The 23,443-nt window shown below is 41.1% G+C and carries 23 protein-coding genes, 1 tRNA gene and 1 pseudogene; 15 read left to right on the top strand and 10 right to left on the bottom strand.

Translation table 11 applies throughout. The annotated features are described in order from the left end of the window. Window positions 1–76: 76 nt before the first annotated feature. Window positions 77–319: pseudogene (locus HC000_RS15535) on the top strand (DUF3307 domain-containing protein); the annotation flags it as partial. Window positions 320–422: 103 nt separating this feature from the next. On the opposite strand, the gene HC000_RS15530 reads toward HC000_RS15535, so the two are convergent. Further along, window positions 423–1,823 carry a DEAD/DEAH box helicase gene (locus tag HC000_RS15530; protein WP_179808096.1) on the bottom strand — a complete coding sequence of 467 codons (1,401 nt, stop codon included), beginning with the start codon at window positions 1,821–1,823 and terminating at the stop codon, window positions 423–425. A gap of 150 nt (window positions 1,824–1,973) precedes the next feature. Between HC000_RS15530 and HC000_RS15525 the strand changes: the two genes are divergently transcribed. Next, the gene (locus HC000_RS15525) at window positions 1,974–2,396 is read left to right on the top strand and encodes a DUF1801 domain-containing protein (protein WP_179808095.1); all 423 of its coding nucleotides are present in this window, start codon (window positions 1,974–1,976) and stop codon (window positions 2,394–2,396) included. Window positions 2,397–2,447: 51 nt separating this feature from the next. Here HC000_RS15525 and HC000_RS15520 read toward each other — a convergent pair whose 3' ends face one another. Further along, complete coding sequence (locus HC000_RS15520) at window positions 2,448–3,287, bottom strand: 2OG-Fe(II) oxygenase family protein (protein ID WP_058373708.1); 840 nt, start codon at window positions 3,285–3,287, stop codon at window positions 2,448–2,450. 276 nt (window positions 3,288–3,563) lie between these two features. Between HC000_RS15520 and HC000_RS15515 the strand changes: the two genes are divergently transcribed. Then, complete coding sequence (locus HC000_RS15515; RefSeq protein ID WP_179808094.1) at window positions 3,564–4,766, top strand: bifunctional alpha/beta hydrolase/OsmC family protein; 1,203 nt, start codon at window positions 3,564–3,566, stop codon at window positions 4,764–4,766. 146 nt (window positions 4,767–4,912) lie between these two features. Next, a complete protein-coding gene (locus HC000_RS15510; protein WP_011328600.1) occupies window positions 4,913–5,236 on the top strand; it encodes a hypothetical protein in 324 nt (107 codons plus the stop codon). Between the two features lie 29 nt (window positions 5,237–5,265). On the opposite strand, the gene HC000_RS15505 is transcribed toward HC000_RS15510, so the two are convergent. Together HC000_RS15505 and aspS are read right to left on the bottom strand one after the other, a co-directional pair. Next, window positions 5,266–5,871: a pentapeptide repeat-containing protein gene (locus HC000_RS15505; RefSeq protein ID WP_179808093.1), complete on the bottom strand. Its 606-nt coding sequence runs from the start codon at window positions 5,869–5,871 to the stop codon at window positions 5,266–5,268. 87 nt (window positions 5,872–5,958) lie between these two features. Then, the gene (gene aspS / locus HC000_RS15500) at window positions 5,959–7,737 is read right to left on the bottom strand and encodes an aspartate--tRNA ligase (RefSeq protein WP_179808092.1); all 1,779 of its coding nucleotides are present in this window, start codon (window positions 7,735–7,737) and stop codon (window positions 5,959–5,961) included. A 248-nt stretch (window positions 7,738–7,985) separates the two neighbouring features. On the opposite strand from aspS, the gene HC000_RS15495 reads away from it, so the two are divergent. Further along, window positions 7,986–8,834: a DUF72 domain-containing protein gene (locus HC000_RS15495; protein WP_179808091.1), complete on the top strand. Its 849-nt coding sequence runs from the start codon at window positions 7,986–7,988 to the stop codon at window positions 8,832–8,834. 45 nt (window positions 8,835–8,879) lie between these two features. Then, entirely contained in the window at window positions 8,880–9,380 is a 501-nt protein-coding gene (locus tag HC000_RS15490) for a YgjP-like metallopeptidase domain-containing protein (RefSeq protein WP_011328606.1), read from the top strand. A 20-nt stretch (window positions 9,381–9,400) separates the two neighbouring features. Here HC000_RS15490 and HC000_RS15485 read toward each other — a convergent pair whose 3' ends face one another. Together HC000_RS15485 and HC000_RS15480 are read right to left on the bottom strand one after the other, a co-directional pair. After that, the gene (locus HC000_RS15485; RefSeq protein WP_179808090.1) at window positions 9,401–10,414 is read right to left on the bottom strand and encodes a DUF5924 family protein; all 1,014 of its coding nucleotides are present in this window, start codon (window positions 10,412–10,414) and stop codon (window positions 9,401–9,403) included. A gap of 138 nt (window positions 10,415–10,552) precedes the next feature. Continuing rightward, window positions 10,553–11,455 (bottom strand): LysR family transcriptional regulator, encoded by a 903-nt coding sequence (locus tag HC000_RS15480; RefSeq protein WP_011328608.1) that lies wholly within the window; start codon window positions 11,453–11,455, stop codon window positions 10,553–10,555. A 121-nt stretch (window positions 11,456–11,576) separates the two neighbouring features. Between HC000_RS15480 and HC000_RS15475 the strand changes: the two genes are divergently transcribed. Beyond that, complete coding sequence (locus tag HC000_RS15475; RefSeq protein WP_011328609.1) at window positions 11,577–12,833, top strand: adenylosuccinate synthase; 1,257 nt, start codon at window positions 11,577–11,579, stop codon at window positions 12,831–12,833. A 124-nt stretch (window positions 12,834–12,957) separates the two neighbouring features. Here the strand turns inward: HC000_RS15475 and HC000_RS15470 are convergent, their stop codons facing one another. Then, window positions 12,958–13,647 carry a DUF3334 family protein gene (locus HC000_RS15470; protein ID WP_179808089.1) on the bottom strand — a complete coding sequence of 230 codons (690 nt, stop codon included), beginning with the start codon at window positions 13,645–13,647 and terminating at the stop codon, window positions 12,958–12,960. Between the two features lie 116 nt (window positions 13,648–13,763). Between HC000_RS15470 and cmoA the strand changes: the two genes are divergently transcribed. The 5 genes from cmoA to HC000_RS15445 all read left to right on the top strand — a co-directional run bounded on the left by cmoA (window position 13,764) and on the right by HC000_RS15445 (window position 18,114). Continuing rightward, on the top strand, window positions 13,764–14,489 hold the full coding sequence (gene cmoA, locus HC000_RS15465; RefSeq protein WP_179808088.1) for a carboxy-S-adenosyl-L-methionine synthase CmoA: 726 nt from the start codon (window positions 13,764–13,766) through the stop codon (window positions 14,487–14,489). A 16-nt stretch (window positions 14,490–14,505) separates the two neighbouring features. Then, on the top strand, window positions 14,506–15,474 hold the full coding sequence (gene cmoB / locus HC000_RS15460; RefSeq protein ID WP_179808087.1) for a tRNA 5-methoxyuridine(34)/uridine 5-oxyacetic acid(34) synthase CmoB: 969 nt from the start codon (window positions 14,506–14,508) through the stop codon (window positions 15,472–15,474). A 189-nt stretch (window positions 15,475–15,663) separates the two neighbouring features. Next, entirely contained in the window at window positions 15,664–16,716 is a 1,053-nt protein-coding gene (purM, locus tag HC000_RS15455) for a phosphoribosylformylglycinamidine cyclo-ligase (RefSeq protein ID WP_179808086.1), read from the top strand. Beyond that, the gene (gene purN / locus HC000_RS15450; protein ID WP_011328614.1) at window positions 16,716–17,363 is read left to right on the top strand and encodes a phosphoribosylglycinamide formyltransferase; all 648 of its coding nucleotides are present in this window, start codon (window positions 16,716–16,718) and stop codon (window positions 17,361–17,363) included. Before purM ends, purN begins: the two co-directional genes overlap by 1 nt. Then, window positions 17,317–18,114 (top strand): DUF3108 domain-containing protein, encoded by a 798-nt coding sequence (locus HC000_RS15445; RefSeq protein WP_257025572.1) that lies wholly within the window; start codon window positions 17,317–17,319, stop codon window positions 18,112–18,114. Before purN ends, HC000_RS15445 begins: the two co-directional genes overlap by 47 nt. A 115-nt stretch (window positions 18,115–18,229) precedes the next feature. Here the strand turns inward: HC000_RS15445 and HC000_RS15440 are convergent, their stop codons facing one another. Both HC000_RS15440 and HC000_RS15435 read right to left on the bottom strand, forming a co-directional pair. Beyond that, window positions 18,230–18,664: a PACE efflux transporter gene (locus HC000_RS15440; protein ID WP_179808085.1), complete on the bottom strand. Its 435-nt coding sequence runs from the start codon at window positions 18,662–18,664 to the stop codon at window positions 18,230–18,232. A gap of 125 nt (window positions 18,665–18,789) precedes the next feature. After that, window positions 18,790–19,554, bottom strand: coding sequence for a class II glutamine amidotransferase (locus tag HC000_RS15435; protein WP_058373720.1), 765 nt, complete (start codon window positions 19,552–19,554; stop codon window positions 18,790–18,792). Between the two features lie 313 nt (window positions 19,555–19,867). Here HC000_RS15435 and fadE point away from each other — a divergent pair, with 313 nt between their 5' ends. The 3 genes from fadE to HC000_RS18445 all read left to right on the top strand — a co-directional run bounded on the left by fadE (window position 19,868) and on the right by HC000_RS18445 (window position 23,139). Continuing rightward, window positions 19,868–22,327, top strand: a complete 2,460-nt coding sequence (gene fadE, locus HC000_RS15430; RefSeq protein WP_179808084.1) for an acyl-CoA dehydrogenase FadE — start codon at window positions 19,868–19,870, stop codon at window positions 22,325–22,327. A 368-nt stretch (window positions 22,328–22,695) separates the two neighbouring features. Beyond that, a complete protein-coding gene (locus HC000_RS18600; protein ID WP_257025569.1) occupies window positions 22,696–22,830 on the top strand; it encodes a hypothetical protein in 135 nt (44 codons plus the stop codon). A gap of 108 nt (window positions 22,831–22,938) precedes the next feature. Continuing rightward, window positions 22,939–23,139 (top strand): prolyl oligopeptidase family serine peptidase, encoded by a 201-nt coding sequence (locus HC000_RS18445; protein WP_218911035.1) that lies wholly within the window; start codon window positions 22,939–22,941, stop codon window positions 23,137–23,139. Window positions 23,140–23,249: 110 nt separating this feature from the next. On the opposite strand, the gene HC000_RS15420 is transcribed toward HC000_RS18445, so the two are convergent. Next, a tRNA-Asp gene (locus tag HC000_RS15420) sits at window positions 23,250–23,326 on the bottom strand. Between the last annotated feature and the right edge of the window lie 117 nt (window positions 23,327–23,443).

The following is a 23,443-nucleotide window of genomic DNA, read 5'->3' as shown; positions in this document are numbered from 1 at the left end:
ATGCGACCAAGTAATTATTATGCCTTGATCTGATCACTACTTGCTCTATAAGTTCAATTTATAATGATCTTGCCGTGGCAGTTTGCCCCTTGCTGGGCAAAGTATTGGCATGCTTGAAAGAGTGCTTATGCTAAGCTTTATCTTATTAGATCAATTTGCTGGAGTGGGCTTTTTACTTGCCGCTAAATCGGTATTTAGGTTTGGTGATTTAAGTGCCAGTAAAGATAAAAAGCTCACCGAATATGTAATGCTAGGCACACTACTTAGCGTAAGTGTTACCTTGTTTGTAGGGTTAGGTATTAATTACTTAATCAGCTAGTCTGTAATAAAAGCAATGCATACACACTAAAAAATACCCATTAAAAAACGCGCCACTTGTAAAACAAGTAAGCGCGTTTTTGTATCAGCGTTTAAAAGTACAATTAGTCGTTGTTACTTGGGCGACGACGGCGCTGAGTATTACCACCAACAGATTCGCGTTTTGCCCATGGGCTTTGCGCTTTATCATCTGTTTTAGCTACAGGCTTTTTAGAACCGCCTCTGCGTGCACCCGTACCATTTCCGCCATTATTAGGCTTTTTATTATTTGGCTTGCTGCTGTCAGATTTAGGCTTATTAAATGGCTGATTGGTCTTTTTAGCTTTTTTAGGAGCGATTGGACGCGCATCTAAGTCACGCTCTGGTACTGGGTTAACCGGCTCAAAACCTTCTTCGGTAGCGCGAGGAATTAGCTCACCAATAAAGCGTTCAATGCCGTATAAATCCACTGCATCTTCCGTGGTTACAAACGAAATTGCATGGCCCGATGCACCGGCGCGGCCAGTACGGCCAATACGATGCACGTAATCTTCGTATACGTTTGGTAAGTCGTAGTTAACAACGTGTGGAAGCTCCACAATATCTAAACCACGGGCAACAATATCGGTTGCAACTAACACACGTACTTCACCGCTTTTAAAACCATCAAGGGCTTTAACACGTGCCCCTTGCGATTTATTACCATGAATAGCCGCGCCAACAATATCATCGCGCTCTAGTTGTTTAACCAAGCGGTTTGCACCGTGCTTAGTACGACTAAATACTAATACTTGCTGCCAATCGTTAGTACGAATTAGGTGGCTTAATAACGCTGTTTTACGTGGTTTATCTACCGCGTAAACACACTGAGTAACGCTTTTAGCTGTGGTGTTTTTTGCAGCAACAGAAATTTCAACCGGATCGTTTATCAATCCTTTTGCTAGCGCACGAATTTCGTCAGAAAAGGTTGCCGAAAACATTAAGTTTTGACGTTTTGCAGGCATTTTTGCAATCAGGCGTTTAATATCATGAATAAAGCCCATGTCGAGCATGCGGTCAGCTTCATCAAGAACTAATACTTCAACACTATCAAATTTAACCGCATTTTGATTATGTAAATCGATTAGACGGCCCGGAGTTGCCACTAAAATATCAACCCCTTTGCGTAAACGTTGCATTTGTGGGTTAATTTTAACGCCACCGTAAACTACAAACGAGCTTACATTTGAATGCTTTGCGTACTCTTCAACATTTTCGCTAACTTGCAAAGCAAGCTCACGGGTTGGCGTTAAAATAAGTGCACGTACATGGTTACTTTTAGCTTTAGGACCGCTAGACAAACGCTCAATAAGTGGCAGTGTAAAACCCGCTGTTTTACCTGTTCCTGTTTGCGCTGCTGCCATCACATCACGACGATCAATAATCGCCGGAATTGCTTGAGCCTGAATTGGCGTTGGCGTTTCATAGCCCTTCTCTAAAACCGCATTAACTAAAGACTGTGATAAACCTAAACCTTCAAAACTCATATAAACTCTCTTTTAAATAAGGCTAAACTAGCCAGTTGCGCGCATTATACCTATAACCTGCAATATTGCATAAAAATATTCACATCCAACTTTTAGTGCTCATTTTTTGCTACTATTAACTACCGCTAAAAATAAATTAAAGAGTTACTTATGAGCTTAAAGACCCAAGCAAACCAAATAACTTTAGTTGAGTGTTTACATAATGTAGAGGCTAAGCGGGAAGAGGAGGCGAAAACATTACTCGCCCTATTTACAAAAGCCACTAATGAGCAAGCCGTTGTATGGGGTAAGGATATTATTGGCTTTGGCCACTATACCTATAAACATAACTCTGGCAGCAGTGAAAAATGGCCACTCACTGGCTTTTCGCCGCGTAAAACCAAGCTGTGTATTTATATAATGCCCGGCTTTGAAGATGAGACGATTAAAACCCTACTTAACCAGTTAGGAAAGCACAGTTTAGGAAAAAGCTGTTTATATATTACAAGCCTAGCTAAAGTGGATTTAACGATACTCGCGCAGATAATTACAAGGTCTCTCAATATTATGCAGCAGCGCTACCCGCAGTTATAAAACGCAAAAAACGGCTAAAAAGCCGTTTTTTTATATCACGGTATTTACTAGTTACTTAACCCCAAGCTCACGTAAACGCTCTTGCAAGTAACTATCAGCGGTATAGCGCTCTGATAACACCACATCTGGGCGAGGGTGTAAAAATAGCGGTAATGAAATACGCGACTTACTAGACGCTTTACCTGTTGGGTTAATTACCCGATGAATTGTCGAAGGGAAATAACCACCCGATGCTTCTTGTAGCATGTCACCAATATTAATGATCAAGCAACCAAAATCAGAAGGAACATCTAACCAACCACCTTCGGTGTTTTTAACTTGTAAACCCGGTTCATTAGAAGCTGGTAGTACTGTTAGCAAGTTAATATCGCCATGCGCAGCTGCACGAATAGCACCTGGCTCTTCATCGCCGGTCATTGGTGGGTAATGTAAAATACGCAGTAATGTTTGCTCAGAGTTAGCAATCATGTCTTTTAAGTCAATCGAAAATTTAGCACGCACATCTGCTGGTGCTTCTGCTTGTACCCAACTTAAAAGCGTTGCTGCAAACTCATTCGCTAAACGATAGTACTCACGTATGTCTGCTTCTAACTGGGCAGGTACACGGCCTTTAGGATAAACATGGAAGTACTCTTTAATATCTTTAACTTTACAGCCTTTTGCCACTTCAGATACCGAAGGCGGAAAATAGCCATCTTGGGTGTCTTTAGAAAATAAAAAGTCCTGCTTTTGATCTGAGTTAAAAAAGTCTTGCCAATTTTTATAAATAGACTCAACTAAAGATTGCGGAATTGGATGGTTTTTTAATACCCCAAAGCCGGTATTTCTTAATGATTCAACAAATTGAGCAGCCGCATTGTCCGCTTTATAATCAACAGTAGGTAATTGCATTGTACATTCCAGTGAATAGGTTGTGAGAGGTCATTTACATTATAGAGGTAGATTACTCTATTTAAGCAGCAAAGCCTGTATTATTACCACCGTGAGGATAGACAAACAGCCCTAAAATCATAAGGACATATGTCCGCACCTTGACTGGGTGAGCAATTGAGTTGATCTTAATCAAATTATAAATAAACATTGAAATAACATCACTTCGCACCTATCTCTTACTTATGCTAATAATGTTTATTATTTTGTACTTTAATTTAAGTATTAAGGCTTCTCATGCGACAAAAAGTATCTTTTAAAAGTGGTGATTTAAAACTGGCAGGACAACTTGAACTGCCCTCTGGTGAAATTAAATTTTACGCCCTATTCGCACACTGTTTTACCTGTGGCAAAGATATAGCAGCGGCAACCCGTATCAGCCGTGCACTCACACAACAAGGGATTGCAGTATTACGCTTTGACTTTACCGGCTTAGGTAATAGCGATGGCGACTTTGCCAATAGTAATTTTTCATCTAATATTCAAGACTTAGTAGCAGCCGCTAATCACCTGCGTGAACATTTTGGTGCACCGCAATTACTTATAGGCCACAGCTTAGGTGGAGCTGCAGTACTGGCCGCTGCTGAGCACATACCAGAAGTATCGGCAATTACTACCATAGGTGCGCCATCAGATGCACAGCACGTAGCACACAATTTTAAAGCCCACCTAGATGAAATTAACGCAGCTGGCGAAGCTAAAGTAAATTTAGCGGGCCGCGAGTTCACTATTAAAAAACAATTTATAGACGATATAGCCAAGTACGATAAAAGCCACATAAGTAAACTTAAGCGCGCATTATTAGTAATGCACTCCCCTATTGACGCGACTGTAAATATTAGCGAAGCCGAAAAAATTTACGCATCAGCTAAGCATCCTAAAAGCTTTATTAGCCTAGATAACGCCGATCACTTACTTACTAATAAAAACGATGCCGACTACGCAGCAGATATTATTGCCACCTGGGCCAATCGTTATGTAAATTACGATAAAACTAAATATACGGCTAAATTAAATAATGGCAGCGTATTAGTAGAAGAAAAAGACCATGTATTTACTCAACACGTAAGCACCAAAGAGCATACTTGGCTTGCCGATGAGCCACTAAAAGCAGGTGGCCATAACTTAGGCCCAGATCCGTATGAGCATTTACTCGCCGGGCTTGGCGCGTGTACCTCTATGACACTACGCATGTATGCGAGCCATAAAAAATTACCCTTGGAGCATGTCAAAGTTGAGCTTGAGCACACTCGCGATTATAAAACACAAGACGATAACGCAGAGCAAACCCAAGGTGTTGAAGCTATTACGCGTAAAATCACCTTAACGGGCGACTTAACCCCCGAGCAACGCGCGCGCCTTCTCCAAATTGCCAATAAATGCCCAGTGCATAAAACCCTACACAATAACCCACTAGTGGTAAGTGAATTGGTAGAGTAACTTATAATAATTTTAATTCAGTATGTAAAATAGCGCAGTTAAAGCTGCGCTATTTTTTCATCTTGTTAAGCTAAATAATTAATTATTTTAAATGTGTGCGATAATAACCGTCATTGTTCCAATATTTTTAGCAAAAGAACTCATCCATGAAATCATATAACACCATTGCAGAACGAATCGAAATTTTACAAAGCCGAATCGAAGCCTATAAAGACGAAATTGAAGTATTAAAAGCAGAACCTAAAAGTGATAACGAACGCATTATTTTTAAGTTTATTGAAACCGGCAGCACAGGTAAAACCAAAGACTATGTACGTGGTTTAGGCATTAAATCGTCTCGCGATAGCTTATATTCGTCAGGTGATGTAACTAAGCTGATTAAAGATGGCGCAACCGATATTTCGCCAGCGTTACTTGAAATAGCCAGAGTGCTTGCAAGCGCACGTAATAAAAACGGCCCTAGCTGTTAAAAAAAGCTTAATTAGCCGTGCAATTACGGCTAATCCACCAGCTCCACATCTAACCCACTGAGTAAATTCAACGCTTCAAAACGCTCAAATTTAGCCTTGTTCACATTATTATTTTTTACATCAATATTAAAATGTGTCGCGCCCACGAAATTTACTTTACTAAGATTTGTTTGCTGAAACAGGCTATCTCTAAAGTCGGTATTACTAAAGTTACTGCCAGCTAAATTAGCGTGTCTAAAATCAACATCTTTGGCAAAGCAATCGGTCATAATCAATACTTTTAGATCCAACTCATAAAATGAGCTATGACTAAGCTGACAATGCTTAAAACTCACTGATGAAGTAAATGCCAATTGCGGCCAATTTATCTGTGCCCACTGAATACTGTTGAGTTTACAATCACAAAAGCTAACCTCTTCTAACGCACTATAACCCCAATTTAAATCACTCAAATTACAATTAATAAATTCGCACTCAATAAAGCGACAATTACTAAACTGGCTTTGACTAAAATCACATTCAATAAACTGACACTGCTCAAACTCAATACCGTTGAAGTACTCTGATTGTGCATTACATTTTGAAAACTGTTGCTGGTAATAATCGTTTTCTAAAAATTGATAACTAGTTGGCATACATACCTCCACGCTTTCCTTGCTTAAACAAAAAACCCCTAAGCTTACGCCTAAGGGTTTTGAATTAATTAAATACTAATGAGTTATTTACTCTGCTGATTTTTCAGCTTTTTCTACTACGCTAATTGCAAGTTCAGCTAACGAATCAAGGTTAGGTTTGCTTGGCGCGTTGGTTAATAAACACGACGCTTGTGTTGTTTTAGGGAACGCAATAACGTCACGAATGTTATCAGTACCACAAAGCAACATAGCTAAACGGTCAAGACCAAAGGCTAAACCAGCATGTGGTGGCGTACCATATTTAAGTGCGTCAAGTAAAAAGCCAAACTTGTCTTGTTGCTCTTGCTCATTAATACCTAAAATTCTAAACGCAGCTTCTTGCATATCAGCATTATGAATACGTACCGAACCACCACCTACTTCGTAGCCGTTTAATACCATATCGTACGCATCTGAAATAGCAGCCGCAGGGTTTGCTTCAAGCTCACTTGCGCTCATGTCTTTTGGCGCAGTAAATGGATGATGCACAGCGTGTAGCGTGCCTTCGTCATCTTCTTCAAACATTGGGAAGTCTACAACCCAAAGTGGTGCCCAGCTATCAAGATTAGTGATTTCTAAATCAATACCAATTTTAACGCGCAGTGCGCCCATTGCTTCATTTACTGTGTTGCGCTTATCGGCACCAAATAAAATAATATCGCCCGACTGTGCATTAGTACGCTCAAGTAATTGCGTAATTACATCTGCAGTTAAAAATTTAGCCACTGGCGACTGCACGCCTTCTGCGCCCGCAGTGTGGTCGTTTACTTTCATCCACGCCATACCTTTAGCGCCGTAAATACCAATAAACTTAGTGTAATCGTCAAGTTGTTTACGCGAAAGCTTAGCGCCACCCGGTACAGTTAATACCGCAACACGGCCTTTTTCGTCGTTTGCAGGGCCAGAGAAAACATTAAACTCTACGTCTTTAACTAAATCGGCAATATCAACAAGCTTCATTGGGTTACGTAAATCAGGCTTGTCTGAACCGTATAAGCTCATTGCTTCGCTGTAAGGCATGATTGGGAAATCGCCTAAATCAACGTTTAGCAATGTTTGCCACATTTCACGGATCATTTTTTCAGTCATACCACGTACTTGATCAGAGCTCATGAACGAGGTTTCAATATCTATTTGGGTAAATTCTGGTTGGCGATCGGCACGTAAATCTTCATCACGGAAACATTTAACAATTTGGTAGTAACGGTCAAAACCCGACATCATCAACAATTGCTTAAACAACTGCGGTGACTGCGGTAATGCGTAAAAGCTACCTTTGTGAACACGACTCGGCACTAAATAATCGCGCGCGCCTTCTGGCGTTGCTTTAGTAAGTACTGGTGTTTCTATGTCTAAAAAGCCGTTTTCATCTAAAAAGCGACGAACAAAGCTGCTTGCTTTAGCGCGTAATTTTATGCGGTCGCTCATTTCTAAACGACGTAGGTCTAGGTAGCGGTATTTTAAACGACGCTCTTCAGAGTTCACTTGGTTAAAATCAAGTGGTAATGGCTCTGAGCGGTTAATAATATTAAGCTCAGTACCTAAAATTTCGATTTCGCCTGTAGGCATGTCTTTATTTACTTGGCTATCTGGGCGTGCACGTACAATACCTTTTAACTGCACACAAAATTCTTGGCGAAGCGTGTTAGCTGAACTCATTAACTCTTCAATGTCAGAATCGAATACAACTTGTACTAAACCTTCTCTATCGCGTAAATCGACAAAGATAAGTCCACCAAGGTCACGTCGTTTGTTGATCCAGCCACATAGTTCAACTTCTTGATCTATGTGAGTTTTATTTAGCTGTCCGCAGTATATAGAGCGCATAGTTTTCCTGTCAGATAAAAGGCGTGCAACGGTCAAAAAACATTCGTTTTAAGTAGGGTAAATCTTTTTTATAAATACGAATATAAAAATAACACCGCTAGCAATTCAAAATAATCAAATTAAGCCCTGTATTATACGCAAGTGATATGAAGATACTAGGGCGGGTGTCGTTTTTTGCATCGGATTTAAAGCAGCATATTTTATTATTTGATACACTATAGCCACTTTAGGATTAGGCGTTAGTTTGTATGCTATATATTGGGTGCCCACAGTGGTCGAGCAATGCGTGGAAAGGCAATTTATTTTCGAGCCAATGTAAAAATGCCGATATGCTAAGCCAATACGCGCAACATTTTAACTCTGTAGAGGGAAATACCAGCTTTTACGCCGATCCATCCCCAAGTACTCTTTTACGCTGGGCAAACAGTGTACCCGACGATTTTAAATTTACCTTTAAGTTTCATCGGCGCTTTAGCCATGAGCTAAAGCTGACTAATGTACACAACGAGCTAACTGCTTGGCTTAACTTATTTGCACCAATTTTAGAAAAAACTGGGCAAATTATGCTGCAGCTGCCAAGTGCCTTTGGCCCTAATGATTTACCCAAGTTAGCGCAATTTATTAGCCTATTACCCAAAGAGCTAAACTTTGGGGTAGAAGTTCGCCATCCGGCATTTTTTCAAAAGGGTGAAGCCGAAATAGCGCTTAATCAGTTATTAATGGCAAGCAACATAAACCGTATAGCCATGGATACCCGCGCCCTATTTGCAGTTAAAGCCAATACAGAAGCGCTGATTGATGCACAACAAAAAAAGCCGCATCTGCCCGTGCATGCTATTGCTACAAGTGAGCAACCCATGGCACGTTTTGTTATTGCTAATTTACAAAGTGAATATAAAACCTTTTATAAGCCTTGGCTTAGTAAAGTAAAACAGTGGCTTGATGAAGAAAAAACGCCTTATGTATTTTTTCATACCGCAGACAACCGAGAAGCACCGCTATTAGCAAGGCAGTTTTGCCAAGATCTAGGTTATAACCACAAGGTATTGAATCCATTTAGCGGCGAGGCAGAAGCCCACCAGCAAGCGCTTTTTTAAATAGCCACTTACAACAAATAAAATGATAAGAACTTAGAGAGCAACATGAGTGAATACGCACGTTATTTTACCGGCTACCCTGCAAACATTGTTGAGCAAGTATTAAACCTAATCAGCAATGATAAAGTAAGTAACTACTTACTTAAAAAGTATCCGCAGGCACATAATATTACCAGCGACAAAGCACTTTTTAGCTACGCCACAGAGCTTAAAAAACAGTATTTAAAAAATGCCCCGCCGTTTGGTCGCGCCGCATTTAAAAAGCAAGGCGACATGGTCACTAATGCACTTGGCACGCACACCTATCGTATGCAAGGTAAAACTCGCAAGCACGACTTGGCCATCAACAGCGATTTACTGCGCGCTCCCGAGCCATTACTAAAAGCCTTAGTGGTACACGAGCTCGCTCATTTTAAAGAAAAAGACCATAACAAAAGCTTTTATAAACTTTGTTGTCACATGGAGCCAAGTTACCACCAGCTAGAACTCGATTTACGCATTTTTTGCGTGGCTGTAGAGCAAGGCAACAATCCTTATTTAAAATGAGCTAATTTAACGCACATTAGCTAAGGCAAAACTGTAAATTTAGTTAAACCTATAAGTTGCCCCGATTCTGTTACTACGTGCACCTGCCATTTACCGACAGAATCAGTTGGGAAATTTACTTTATGGGTCCAGGCTCTATAACCTTGCTCTCGGCCACCACTTATATTTAATGTGATCCGATCTACTTCTTTATTATTGTATAACCACACATGCAATATTTTTTCATTTAATCCTCTGGGCGCTTTAACAGCGGTCCACGTATATAACCCCTGATGATGTAGTGAATAAGAGTCTAATTGCTTAATATTACCAATAGGTTGGCGTTGCTCTAAATCAACCTCGTGCGATAAAGTAATATCGGTTAAACGCAAAGCCGCTGGCGGCACCCAGCTACGCAGTTGCCATAAGCCAGCACTTAACATACACAAAATTACCACCAATAAAGGAAATCGCCACCAGCGGGTATTGGGCATTAAATTACCTAAACTTGGAAGGGTAAAAATAACAGCAGTAACCAAAGCAATTGCTAAACTTTGGCTAGTGGTTACATTAAATAAAATAGGTAAAGTAACCAATATAACTACAAACAATGCAAAGTTATGAAACACCGCAAATAGCATGCGATTTTTTGCTAACTTTTTATAATACAAGGGATCGATAACCGATATAACTGCACACATTATCATTAGCGCGGTAAAAATAGCTTGTGGATGATCCCACTGCGTCACCGCTAAAAAAAATGGTAAAGCAAAAAATAGGCTCTCTTGTTGCACCATTTGTAAAGCAAAGCGCATAAAGTTGGGCGATACCGCAACACCAAATCTTTGCTCTACTTTGTCGCGCAACCAGTTATCAATAATTAACCATACCCAACTCACTAGCAAAAATATGGCGATAAATTGCGAAAACGATTCTTTTCGCTCAACTAATACATAACTTGCCACACCTGAGCAAAATGCTATTACCGCTAATAACCCCGGCCGCTGTTGCATTGCAATTATAAATTTTGTTATTAAACTTTTAAAATAGTCCATCTAATTTGGGGTCCGTATTAGTGTGTATGCTAAAGCGCTTAAAAACGTAAGCGCATTATCTTAACGTAATTACCTGAACAACACTTAAATAGCATAAAACCCCTCGGCTTATTAATACAATAATCGGTTAAGTAATGACTATTTGGGTTGCTTTAAGTGGGTGCGCGAAATCTCTTCATTTACCCAGTGTAATAATTGTTTTATTGCCTTAGATAGCACCTGATTTTGTCGCACTATATAACCCAAACTAGTGGTTGGAAATTGCGGTAAAGCCGTCACTGTGGTGGTTAAATTGGCTTTAGATCGCAGCGAAAACTCAGGTACAATTGCCACACCAAAACCAGCTTCTGCCCAATCAATTTGTGCATCAACACTGCCCACTTCCATAACCCGATAACTCGGTAAATTTAAAGACGGTAGCGCATTATCTAATAGCTCACGGGTACGGGTATCGTGGCCTAATAAAATTAATGTTGGCGGCTCAGTTAGTACCATACTTTCATCGTTTTTTGCTTGCTGCCATAACGCTAAATTATTCCCCAGCGCACACCACTTTATCTGCTGGAGTTCACTAAAATGCAGTGGCTCACTTTCTTTTTGAGCAATTACAAAGCCTAAATCGGCTTCTGCACTTTTAACCAGCGCCGATGCCTGTGACGAAGTGGTATTAAGCAAGGTAAAATCAATCCCCGGGAACTGGGTTTTAAACAGCTGAAAAGGCTCTATGAGTAACAAGCGAGAAATAATATCACTGGCTGCAATAGTGAGCGTGCCTTGGCTTAAGTTATTTATTGCATTAAGATCAGACTGACAGACCTTCAATTCCCATAAGGTTTTTTGCCCAGACTGTAATAAACGCAAACCCGCTTGGGTTAAACAAAATGGGTTACGCTCGATTAACTTTACCCGCGTCATTTTTTCTAACTGCTTAATATGCAAGCTCACATTAGGTTGCGTCATGTGCAGTGCACTTGCCGTTTTACCAAAGTGCTTTAGCTCTGCTAATGTAACAAAGGTTTTTAACCAATGAATATCTAACATCTCACTTCCTTAATATTGCCCGCATTATATGGAATCCTTATTGATATCATAATTATAATTAATTTCTCTTATTTTAACAGCCCGCATATCATATCAGCTTGTTCAATTTGGAGATTAAATTATGCCGTCAATTGTTGTTGTAGGTGCAAACTGGGGTGATGAAGGCAAAGGCCGCATCGTAGATTTTTTAGCTGAGAACGCATCAGCAAGCATTCGCTTTCAAGGTGGTAATAACGCCGGTCATACCGTTGTGAATGATTTTGGCACCTTTAAACTACATCAATTACCTAGCGGTATTTTTAATCCTGATTGTATAGCAGTACTTGGTCCTGGCATGGTAATTAGCCCTAGCGCCTTAAGCGAAGAAATAGCCGAAGTTAAAGCCGCTGGCGTTAATGTAAAGCTGTGTATTTCTGATCGTGCCACTTTATGTCTGCCTTTACATGCTCTTGAAGACACCCTTGAAGAATTACGTTTAGGCGACGCTGCTTACGGCTCGACTCGTCAAGGTATTTCGCCAGCGTATGGCGACCGAGTAATGAAAAAAGGCATTTTAGTGGGTTGGTTAAATCAGCCTGACGTTTTACTAGAGCGTATTCAATTTATGCTTGATTGGAAAATGCCACAGCTAAAAGCCTTATATCCAAGTTGTGATTTTTCGCAAACAGCTGAAGAAATGACGCAGTGGTTACTCGATGTAACCGCACCTTGGCGTGCATTTATTTGTAATGTGACAGAGCCGTTAAAAGCACTACAAAAACAAAATGCTAATTTATTGTTTGAAGCTCAGTTAGGTGCAGGTCGCGATTTAGTCTATGGCGAATACCCTTACACTACCTCTTCAAACGTAACGGCCGCTTATGCAGGCATAGGCAGCGGTTTACCTGCGCTTCGTCCTGAACGTGTTGTTGCGGTAGCAAAGTCGTTTAGCTCATCTGTAGGTACGGGGACTTTAGTTACTGCAATGGAAGAGCAAGACAATTTCCGTGAAAGCGCTAACGAATATGGCGCAGTAACTGGCCGTCCACGCGACATGGGCTACTTTGATGCAGTTGCCACGCGCAACGGTGTTGAGCTACAAGCTGCAACCGAAATTGCCTTAACCAAAATTGATTGTTTATCGGGTATGAAAGATTTAAAAATCTGTGTTGCCTATGACGGCGATCATAGCGAAAACCCAATTTGGCCACAAACGGCTGCATTAAGCCCTGTATATGAAAATATGCAACCTTGGGATGAAGACATTACCGGTTGTCGTACCTTCGACAGCCTACCAATTGCAGCGCAACAATACGTTGAGCGCATTGAAGCGTTAATGGGCGTACCAATAACTATGGTGTCTGTTGGTCCTGAGCGCGAACAGATGATTATTCGCTAAATAGCGCTATTGTGTTTAAATAACTGTTGGGTTTAATCATGCAACCCAACAGTTATTAATAAAGGCCAACACTGAGCTTGGCTGGTTTTTATGACCTTAACCACATAATTATTTTAACGTATTCTTACAGCCCTAGCCCTGCCATAAAATCGTCATCATCACTATCATCTGCTTCTTTTGCAGCTTTAACTTTGGCTTTTTCTGCTTTTTGTTTTGCTTCGTTTTCGATAATATCGTCGGGATCTATTGCTTCGACAATGTCAAAGTCGTGTAATTTAATAAATTCAGTTTTATCCATTGCCAGCTCTAAATAAAATATATTTTGTTTACTGGTGGTAAACGTTACGCGGCGCGCTTGTGGGCGATCCATTGTGGTATCTACCGATATTTGTACCTGTTTATTAATTGCCATCATTTTTGGCTGATTTTGGGTAATAGAGGTATGTAATTGCTCGCGTACTTTAGAGGTAAAGTCGCCAACTATTTGGTTCATTAGCTCGCCTAATACGTTTGATACATCGTCAGATAAATGACTATGTGCTATTTCTTCCTCAGGCATGCCCATGTTACGCATGTAATCGCCATAAATTTCCATTGCCGCTTGCGATGTGAAATTAGTGATTACCAGCCCGGTAAAGCCACCATCAAATAACACAAAACAGCCAATATCTGGGCGCATACAAGTACGGGTAATTTTTTGCACCATAGCGGAGTAACTAACACTATTGCCACTGGCCGATGTGAGTACCCCTGTAACCGAGTGACAAAGGGTTGCCAATATATCATCGGTGCTAATAACTTTACTTTTGCTCATTTAATAGTCTCATTTATACTTATTTTTCATTATTCTAGCCAAGCTACTTAATTTATCACTGACTATCCAGCATAAAATGTTAAAATAGCGCCATTATTTTCAAAGAGACTGGCTTCGTGACCATTAAAGACAGTATTTATGCCTCTGAGCAACAAGTTAAAGACTTTAGTTTTGATCAAAACGTAGTCGAAGTTTTTCCTGATATGATCCAGCGTTCGGTGCCGGGTTACGCCACTATAGTGAGCACTATGGGTAAACTTGCCGGTGAGTATGCGCAAAGTAACTCTAACCTTTACGATTTAGGTTGCTCGCTAGGTGCGGTTACATTAAGTATGCGCCGTAATATTCGCACCGATAACTGCCATATTATTGCAGTCGATAACTCACAAGCTATGGTTGAGCGTTGTAAGGTACATTTACAGGGCTTTAAGTCAGAAGTACCGGTTTCCGTTACCTTAGGCGACATTAACGAGCTTGAAATTCAAAATGCTTCAGTGGTGGCAATGAACTTTACGCTGCAGTTTATTCCGCATGCACAGCGCCAAGCCGTGCTTGAAAAAATATACGCCAACTTAAAACCCGGCGGTGTATTGCTGCTGAGCGAAAAAATAAAAGCCGAAAACGAGCTGTGTGATAATTTACTAATTGACCTACATCACGACTTTAAACGCCACAATGGATATTCGGAGCTTGAAATAAGTCAAAAGCGCACCGCTATTGAAAACGTAATGCGCCCTGATACGCTAAGCACGCACTTTACCCGCTTAAAAGACATTGGCTTTAGCCAAACTCAGGCGTGGTACCAATGTTTTAATTTTTGCTCAATGATCGCAATTAAATAAAGAGAGTAAGTAATTTATGTCTCAATGGTTTAACCAATTTTACGCTGCTATTGCCCAAAGCCCACTTAGTCACTGGCTAGAAACCCTGCCTGCGCAATTAAAATATTGGCAGTTAGAGGCAAGTCATGGCGACTTACCACAGTGGCAAAAAGTGCTTAAAAATTTACCTGAAGTTAAAACTCAACATGTTGATATTACTACTCAGGTAAAAATTGGCGCAGCGGGTGAAATGACCGATGGTGAGCAAAAGCAAACCCTGCATTTATTAAAGCGCATGATGCCATGGCGCAAAGGCCCATTTAGCGTTCACGGTATTGAAATAGATACAGAGTGGCGCAGCGATTGGAAATGGGATCGCCTGCTTCCACATATTGAACCGCTCAAGGGCCGAACAGTGTTAGATATTGGCTGTGGCTCGGGCTATCATTTATGGCGTATGCGCGGTGAAGGCGCTCAGTTTGTAGTAGGCATTGACCCTTCTGACTTATTTTTGTGTCAGTTTCAAGCTATAAAACACTTTAACCCCGACGAAAACGTACACTTATTACCACTGGGTGTTGAAGCACTACCCGAGTTAAAAGCATTTGATACGGTATTTTCGATGGGGGTACTTTATCATCGTCGCTCGCCTATCGACTTTTTAGCACAATTAAAAGCACAACTGCGCCCCGGTGGCGAGTTAGTCTTAGAAACTTTAGTCATTGAAGGCGACGAAAATACGGTACTTGTACCCACCGACCGCTACGCTAAAATGCGTAACGTGTGGTTTATTCCAAGCACCGCAGCATTAAAGCTATGGATGGAGCGCGTCGGTTTTAAAGATGTTCAAGTGAAAGATTGTGCGATTACCACCTTAGATGAGCAACGCAAAACTGCTTGGATGGAAAACGAATCGTTAGTCGACTTTTTAGATCCAAACGACACCAGTAAAACCATTGAAGGTTACCCAGCACCACTACGTGCTATTTTAACTGCTAAAGCATAGCGTTAACTGCAACATAAGCAAACAGTAAAAAACGCCTAAGGGCGTTTTTTTGTTTATTTAGCCAGCAATTAGCGGACAAGTGTCCTGTTAATTATTTCAATACTATATTTACGCTAGCCGCGGTTACGCAATTGTTGTAAAATACGCGCGTTTCTAAGCAACCCAAAACAACTATTTTGAGGAAAACCTGTGAGCGAACAAAAACAGTCTCTAAGCTATAAAGACGCGGGCGTAGATATCGACGCTGGTAATGCACTTGTTGAGCGTATTAAAGGTGTGGTTAAAAAAACTCGTCGTCCTGAAGTAATGGGCGGTATTGGTGGTTTTGGCGCACTTTGCGAAATTCCGGCAGGTTATAAGCAACCAGTATTAGTTGCCGGCACTGATGGTGTGGGTACTAAGTTACGTTTAGCTATCGATCTTAAAAAGCACGACACTGTAGGTATCGACTTGGTCGCTATGTGTGTAAACGATTTAATTGTTCAAGGTGCTGAACCGTTGTTTTTCCTAGATTACTATGCAACAGGTAAGCTAGACGTAGACACGGCCGCCGACGTAGTAACCGGTATTGGTAAAGGCTGTGAAATCTCTGGCTGTGCCCTTATTGGTGGCGAAACCGCAGAAATGCCTGGTATGTACGACGGCGAAGACTACGATATGGCTGGTTTTTGTACCGGTGTTGTAGAAAAATCAAAAATTATTGATGGCACTAAAGTAGCCGCGGGCGATCAACTTATCGCGCTTGCTTCAAGTGGTCCGCATTCAAATGGCTTCTCACTTATTCGCAAAGTGCTTGAAGTATCTAAAGCAGATACAAGCGCTGATTTTGAAGGCAAAACATTAGGCGAAACATTGCTTGAACCTACTCGCATTTACGTTAAACCACTGCTTGAGTTATTCAAGCACGTTGACGTACACGCGCTTTCGCACATTACCGGTGGCGGCTTTTGGGAAAATATCCCACGCGTATTACCTGCCTCTGCAAAAGCAGTAGTAAAAGGCGATAGCTGGCAGTGGCCTAGTATTTTTAACTGGTTACAAGAAAACGGTAACATTACTACACACGAAATGTACCGCACATTTAACTGTGGTGTAGGCATGGTGTTAGTTGTTCCAGCCGACAAACTAGAGCAAAGCTTAAGCATGCTAAAAGACTTGGGCGAAAACGCATGGCACCTTGGTGAAATTCAAGACGCAGCGCCTGGCGAAGAGCAAGTTGAAATTGTAGGTGGTGCTAAGTAATGGCACCCACTCGTCTTGTAGTTTTAATCTCAGGCGGTGGCTCTAATTTACAAGCCATTATTGATGCCTGTGAAAGTGGCGAGATAAATGCGCAAATAGCGGCTGTTATTAGTAACAAAGCAGACGCTTATGGCCTTGAACGTGCTAAGCAAGCTGGCATTGCTACACAAGTGCTGAGTCATAAAGATTTTGACTCGCGCGAGGCCTACGATACACAGTTAATGAGCATCATTGACTCTTTTATACCGAATCTAGTTGTATTAGCTGGGTTTATGCGTATTCTTACTCCTAACTTGGTGCAAAAATATATTGGAAAAATGTTGAACATTCATCCATCTTTGTTGCCTAAGTACCAGGGGCTGAATACCCACCAAAGAGCAATTGATGCAAATGATGATGTTCATGGCGTAAGTGTTCATTTTGTAACTGAAGAGCTAGACGGAGGTCCGGTTATACTTCAGGCAAAAGTACCTGTACTCAAGGATGATACAGCAGACACATTAGCAAAACGCGTGCACGAACAAGAGCATATAATTTATCCTTTGGTGGTCAAATGGTTCAGTGAACACAGACTAACTATGGAAGCAGATTATGCAGTTCTTGACGAAACAAAACTTCCTGCACACGGCGCGCAGTACCCACAATAAAAAAATAAGTGCCCTGCTATTATGTGTGGGCACTTTACTTCCAACTAGCCTTATTGCCGGCGAATTGACACAGTACGAAGCTAAGTATGATATTTTACGCAAAGGTAAAAATCATGGTGAAGCCGTGCGTGAACTCAAAAAGATAAGTGACGATAACTACGAGTTAACCTATCACAGCAATATTGAGTGGATGATTTTTTCTGACTCACGCCAGGAAACCTCTAAATTTACCTTTAAAGATGGCAAAGTGAGCCCACATCATTATTCAATGATCCGTACCGGCACTGGTCCTGATAAAGACTACAACATTGATTTTGATGCACAAAAAAAAGTCGTTAATAGCAGCAGCAGCGAATACCCGCTCGAATGCGAATGGACTGATGACTTTCAAGATGCTATTTCGTATCAGGTGCAAGTACGCGAAGGTTTGAAAAAAGGCGAAACCAGTTTTTCATTCCCGTTAATCGATAAAAAAGGTAATCGCCGCGACTACAACTTTGAAGTTGTTGCAACAGAGATGATTTCATTACCTATCGGCAACGTAGAAGCAATTAAAGTAAAACGCTTATACGATAATGACAAACGCCAAGCACTTGCTTGGTTTGCACCAGAAATGGATTACATGCTAGTGCGTATGTGGAAAGGTGAAAAAGGAATGGAGCAATTTGAAGTGCAAATAAACTCATTTACCGTTACAGCACCTGTCATTGCACCACCTGCTGATATTAAAGAAGTAACAAGCCCAGAGTAAGCAATTATTTTTAGCTATAAATGGCTTTATTACTATTAATTTTTATAAAGCGCGATGATAATCGCGCTTTTTTTATACGTTTTGTTTCGCGATTAAATCTAAAAGTTAAGCTTTATTAAGCCTCACTTTGCTGCTGCGCAGAAGCTGGCAAGCCAAAAACCCGATCGAACGCCCATGTAAAAACAATTGCATAAACAAAAAAGAATGCAAAAAATCCAAGGTTCGCTATAAATGCACTAAGCACTGAAATTTTCAACCACAGCGCCATAACAGGCACTAAAATTAAAACAAGGCCACCTTCAAAGCCAATTCCGTGTAATAAGCGACGATTGAATGAGCGACCTTTTATTGTTTGCTGAGACTCCCAGCGCTCAAATAGCGCGTTAAATACATAGTTCCAGCTAAGTGCTACGCTGGATAATACAAAAGCGAGGCCTATCGCCGAAGTGGCTGATTTATCAAACATAAAACTTATAATAGGGCCAACAAAAGCAATGGCAAATAATTCATACAACACAGCTTGTAGAATACGGCGTTTTTTAGGAGTCATAATATAATTCCGATAATAAATAATATACTTGGTCAGCTCAATATAAAAGCCTGCGTCTACTTTACTACAACAGTTGTTTGCGCTCTCAACTAAGCGCTAAATGCTAAATGCTAAAAATGACAAGCTTAAATCAATTCACCCATCTTAAATAATACAAACTCACCCGGCTGCATTTTTTTCCAGCGCTCGTCGTTAGTCAGCGGCTTTGTTGCTATAACACTAACAACATCGTTGGGCGTGGTTTCTTCGTTAAAATCAACCACCATGTCAGCATCAATAAGCGTCGCTTTTCCAAAGGGCGCACGGCGAGTTATGTAATGTAAGTTATTGGTACAGTAAGCTAAAACAAATACGCCATCGGTCAACAGCATATTAAATACGCCCTTTTCGCGCAGCGTATGCGAAAGCGTTGCTGCATAACGAAATACCGATGCCATATCCTCTGGCTTATTTGGGTACTTAGTGCGTATTTGATCCAGCAGCCAGCAAAAAGCCAACTCGCTGTCTGTATCGCCAACAGGTCGGTAATGATCTGGCTTTAAATCATGGTAATTAGATAACTGGCCGTTATGCGCATAAGTAATTTCGCGCCCCCACAGTTCACGCGTAAACGGGTGCGTGTTTTCAAGGCACACTTTGCCACGGTTACCTTGGCGAATATGGCTAATAACCGACACACTTTTAATTGGGTATGCTTTAACTAACTTAGCAATTTCTGACTGGTAGCTTGGCTGCGGATCTTTAAAGGTTCTGCAGCCTTTGCCTTCGTAAAATGTAATACCCCAACCATCTCTATGTGGCCCGGTATTACCGCCGCGCTCTAGCAGCCCCGAAAAACTAAAACAAATATCTGTAGGCACATTCGCCGACATGCCAAGCAATTCACACATAAAATAAATTAACCTTTAAACCACGTATTAATAAATAACGTTATATTTTTATATTAAGCGTACACTATTTAGTTATGTGTACAGGCGTCTATATTTACTTAAAAAATAACATTTTACTATCAGATTATATTTTTTTTGTTGCTATGAATGCATAGACTAAAGCTGTAACTTACTTTATTAACGTTGGCTCTATTAAATGAGCTGCTTTTGTACGGTTATTTCGATCAAAATTTAACTACGTAAGGTACTTGAAACTTAGCGTTACTAGCGCTACTCTAACTAAGGTGGTCTGACCTCTAATAAGGAATTAGCAATGACACTCATATTTACACTCGGTTTAATCGCACTGCTCAGCGCAGCGGTTTACCACAGAGCAAGTTGGAACACCGCACTTGGTGTTTCTATTGCAACATTATTAATCGGTACCTTTGCGGGTGCTTTTGGTTTAATTAGTTGGATAATATTTTTAATTATAGCGGTGCCTCTTTCTGTTACTGGTATTCGCCAGCAATATATTGTTAAGCCTCTTTTTGCTATGTTTAAAAAAGTAACGCCTAGCATGTCTGACACTGAAAAGTCAGCCATTGATGCAGGTACAACATGGTGGGAAGCTGATTTATTTTGTGGTAACCCAGATTGGAAAAAGTTACACCAATACCCAGTGCCTAAGCTAACTATTGAAGAACAAGCCTTTATCGATGGCCCTGTTGAAGTAGTATGCAGCATGCTCGATGACTGGGAAGCAACACACGAACTTACCGATCTTCCTCAAGATGTATGGCAATACCTAAAAGATAACAAATTTTTTGCCATGATCATCAAAAAAGAATATGGCGGTTTACAGTTCTCAGCATTTGCACAGTCGTGCGTACTACAAAAGCTAACCAGTAAATCAACCTTACTTTCGTCAATTGTTGGCGTACCAAACTCATTAGGTCCTGGTGAATTACTCCAGCACTATGGAACAAAAGAGCAAAAAGACCATTACTTACCGCGTCTTGCCAGTGGCCAAGAAATTCCATGTTTTGCATTAACCTCGCCAGAAGCAGGTTCTGATGCAAGCTCAATTCCAGACTACGGTGTAGTGTGTAAAGGGCAATGGAAAGGTGAAGAAGTTATAGGTGTTAGCCTTACATGGAACAAGCGTTATATTACGCTTGCACCTGTTGCTACGGTACTAGGGCTGGCATTTAAATTACAAGATCCTGATGGTTTAATTGGTGATAATAAAGAGCCAGGCATTACTTGTGCACTTATTCCTACCGATACTCCAGGGGTTGAAATTGGTCGTCGCCACTTCCCGCTTAATGTGCCGTTTCAAAATGGTCCTACGCAGGGTAAAGATATATTCGTACCGCTTGATTACATTATTGGTGGGCCAGATATGGCAGGCCAAGGCTGGCGTATGCTGGTTGAGTGTTTATCAGTTGGCCGTGCAATTACATTGCCGTCAAACTCAGCCGGTGGCATTAAAATGATTGCTGTTGCAACGGGTGCTTACAGCCGTATTCGTCGCCAGTTCCGCTTACCTATTGGTAAGATGGAAGGCGTTGAAGAGTCGTTAGCAAAACTTGCCGGTTATGCATATAGCTCTGATGCTGCAGTAAGCATGTCTACCGGTGCGGTAGATTTAGGCGAAAAACCTTCAGTTGTTTCGGCTATTATTAAATACCACCTTACTGAACAAATGCGTGACTCTACCCTACACGCCATGGACGTACTTGGCGGTAAGGGGATCATGCTTGGGCCAAATAACTATTTAGGTCGTGGTTATCAAGGTGCACCTATTGCGATTACCGTTGAAGGTGCCAACATTTTGACCCGTAATATGATTATTTATGGTCAAGGTGCAATTCGCTGTCATCCGTTTGTACTTACCGAACTAGGTGCGTGCGAAATTGAAGACCGTGAAGAAGCGCTAAACGTATTTGATAAAGCATTAATGGGTCACATTGGCTTTACCATGTCTAACCTTGTACGCACTAAATGGCTCGCGTTAACGGGTGCTCGTTTTACAAGTGTGCCGTACAAAGACGAAACCGCTGAGTTTTACCGTATAGCGTCGCGCTTTAGTGCATCACTTGCACTTATGTCTGACATTAGCATGGCAGTATTTGGTGGCTCACTAAAACGTAAAGAGCGTATTTCTGCCCGCCTAGGCGACTTACTAAGCTACCTATACTTGGTGTCTGCAACGCTTAAACGTTATAACGACGAAGGCCGTAAAAAAGAAGACTTCCCGCTAGTACAGTGGAGCTGTCAGGATCATCTGTATCATTGTCAACGTGCACTTGCTGATTTAATTAATAACATGCCTTCTGCTCCACTGCGTGGCGTATTAAAAGTATTGTTATTCCCGTTTGGCCGTCCGGTTCGTAAACCTACCGACCAACTTGAACACAAATTAGCGCAAATACTACAAGTACCTAGCGAAACGCGTAATCGTTTGGCAAGCTATGTATATTTAACAAATGAGCCACTTAATCTTGTAGGCCGTCAAGAGCAAACGCTTAAAGGCGTACTTGAAGTTGAGCCATTATTTGACCGTGTATGTAAAGAAAAAGGCCTTAAACTGCCATTCTTTCAGCTTGATAAAGTAGCGCAAATGGGCCTTGAGGCTGGTATTTTAAGCCAAGCAGAAGCTGACAAGTTAGCCGCTGTAGAACAAGCTCGTTTAGACGTTATAAACGTTGATGACTTTGACCCTGCCGATTTACTTGCAGGTAAAGCAGCTCGTAATAATAAACCTAAAAAGGCTGATGCCGCTAAATAAGCCCAGCATCTACTTTTAAGTTATAAAAGCCAGCACATTATGTGCTGGCTTTTTTGTGTGTAAGATTTTGATACACTTTTATTGTACATAAAACCAGCCACTCATTGCGTTTGAAAATAATAGTAACAAAAACAGCTATATCATTATTTTAGATACTTATACTAAAACACTAAAGCCACAGTTAATTTAAAAACCATACCCGCTCAATGCAGCCCTGAAACCCTCTCTGCCGGCAACAAATACTTATACTACTCTACAGACGCTAAAGGCGCGCTTTCGCTGGCGTGGCGTTATGACCTAGCCTCTGGCGAGCACAGCCCAGCACTCAAGTAACCGTGATAGATACGCAAACGAATAAAGAAATTGCCATGTCTAAGCTACTGGCAGGTAATTTACGGGGTGTGAGATTTTCAGTTGATAAGCAAAGTATCATAGTACGCTTTAAGCACTTTGATGCTTTAGAAATACCGGGGGTTAATATAAACCAAAAAAAAAGCGAGTAGCATCAACTAAGTGCCTGCGTTAATTTAGGTGCACTGTGAACCTGGAGGACAAAGCCGCACCGGTTATAATGCGATACAACTGTTGACAACAACAGCACTTGGTTAACCATGGTTATTCAAGAGGCTAACGATCCGCGCGTGTTACAAGTTGAAAGTGATGAGCTTGTAGCTGCAGTTAAAGCCAATGGCGTACCAGTAGAGTATATATTGTTTGACGATGAAGGCCATAGTTTTAGCAAAAATGAAATCGGAATCACGGCATCAAACGCTTACTTGAAATTTTTAGAGCAGTATTTAAAAGTTGGATAAGTGTAAGTTGATTAATTTATGCCTGCATTTTTGTGGGCTTTTTTATGTGCTAACGAAATGTAATTTATGATTTTGATTGTATTCGAACTTGTTATTGAGGAAATAACAAGTGGCGGAGTGGACGGGACTCGAACCCGCGACCCCCGGCGTGACAGGCCGGTATTCTAACCAACTGAACTACCACTCCAGAATAAGAATATGTTTTACAACCATATGTTGTGTAAGCGTTGGCGGAGTGGACGGGACTCGAACCCGCGACCCCCGGCGTGACAGGCCGGTATTCTAACCAACTGAACTACCACTC

The sequence above is a fragment of the Pseudoalteromonas sp. MIP2626 genome, from assembly GCF_013414205.1.
GTDB lineage: Bacteria > Pseudomonadota > Gammaproteobacteria > Enterobacterales > Alteromonadaceae > Pseudoalteromonas > Pseudoalteromonas nigrifaciens.
The sequence above is the reverse complement of the archived record's forward strand: the minus strand, read 5'-3'. Positions and strand labels throughout refer to the sequence as shown.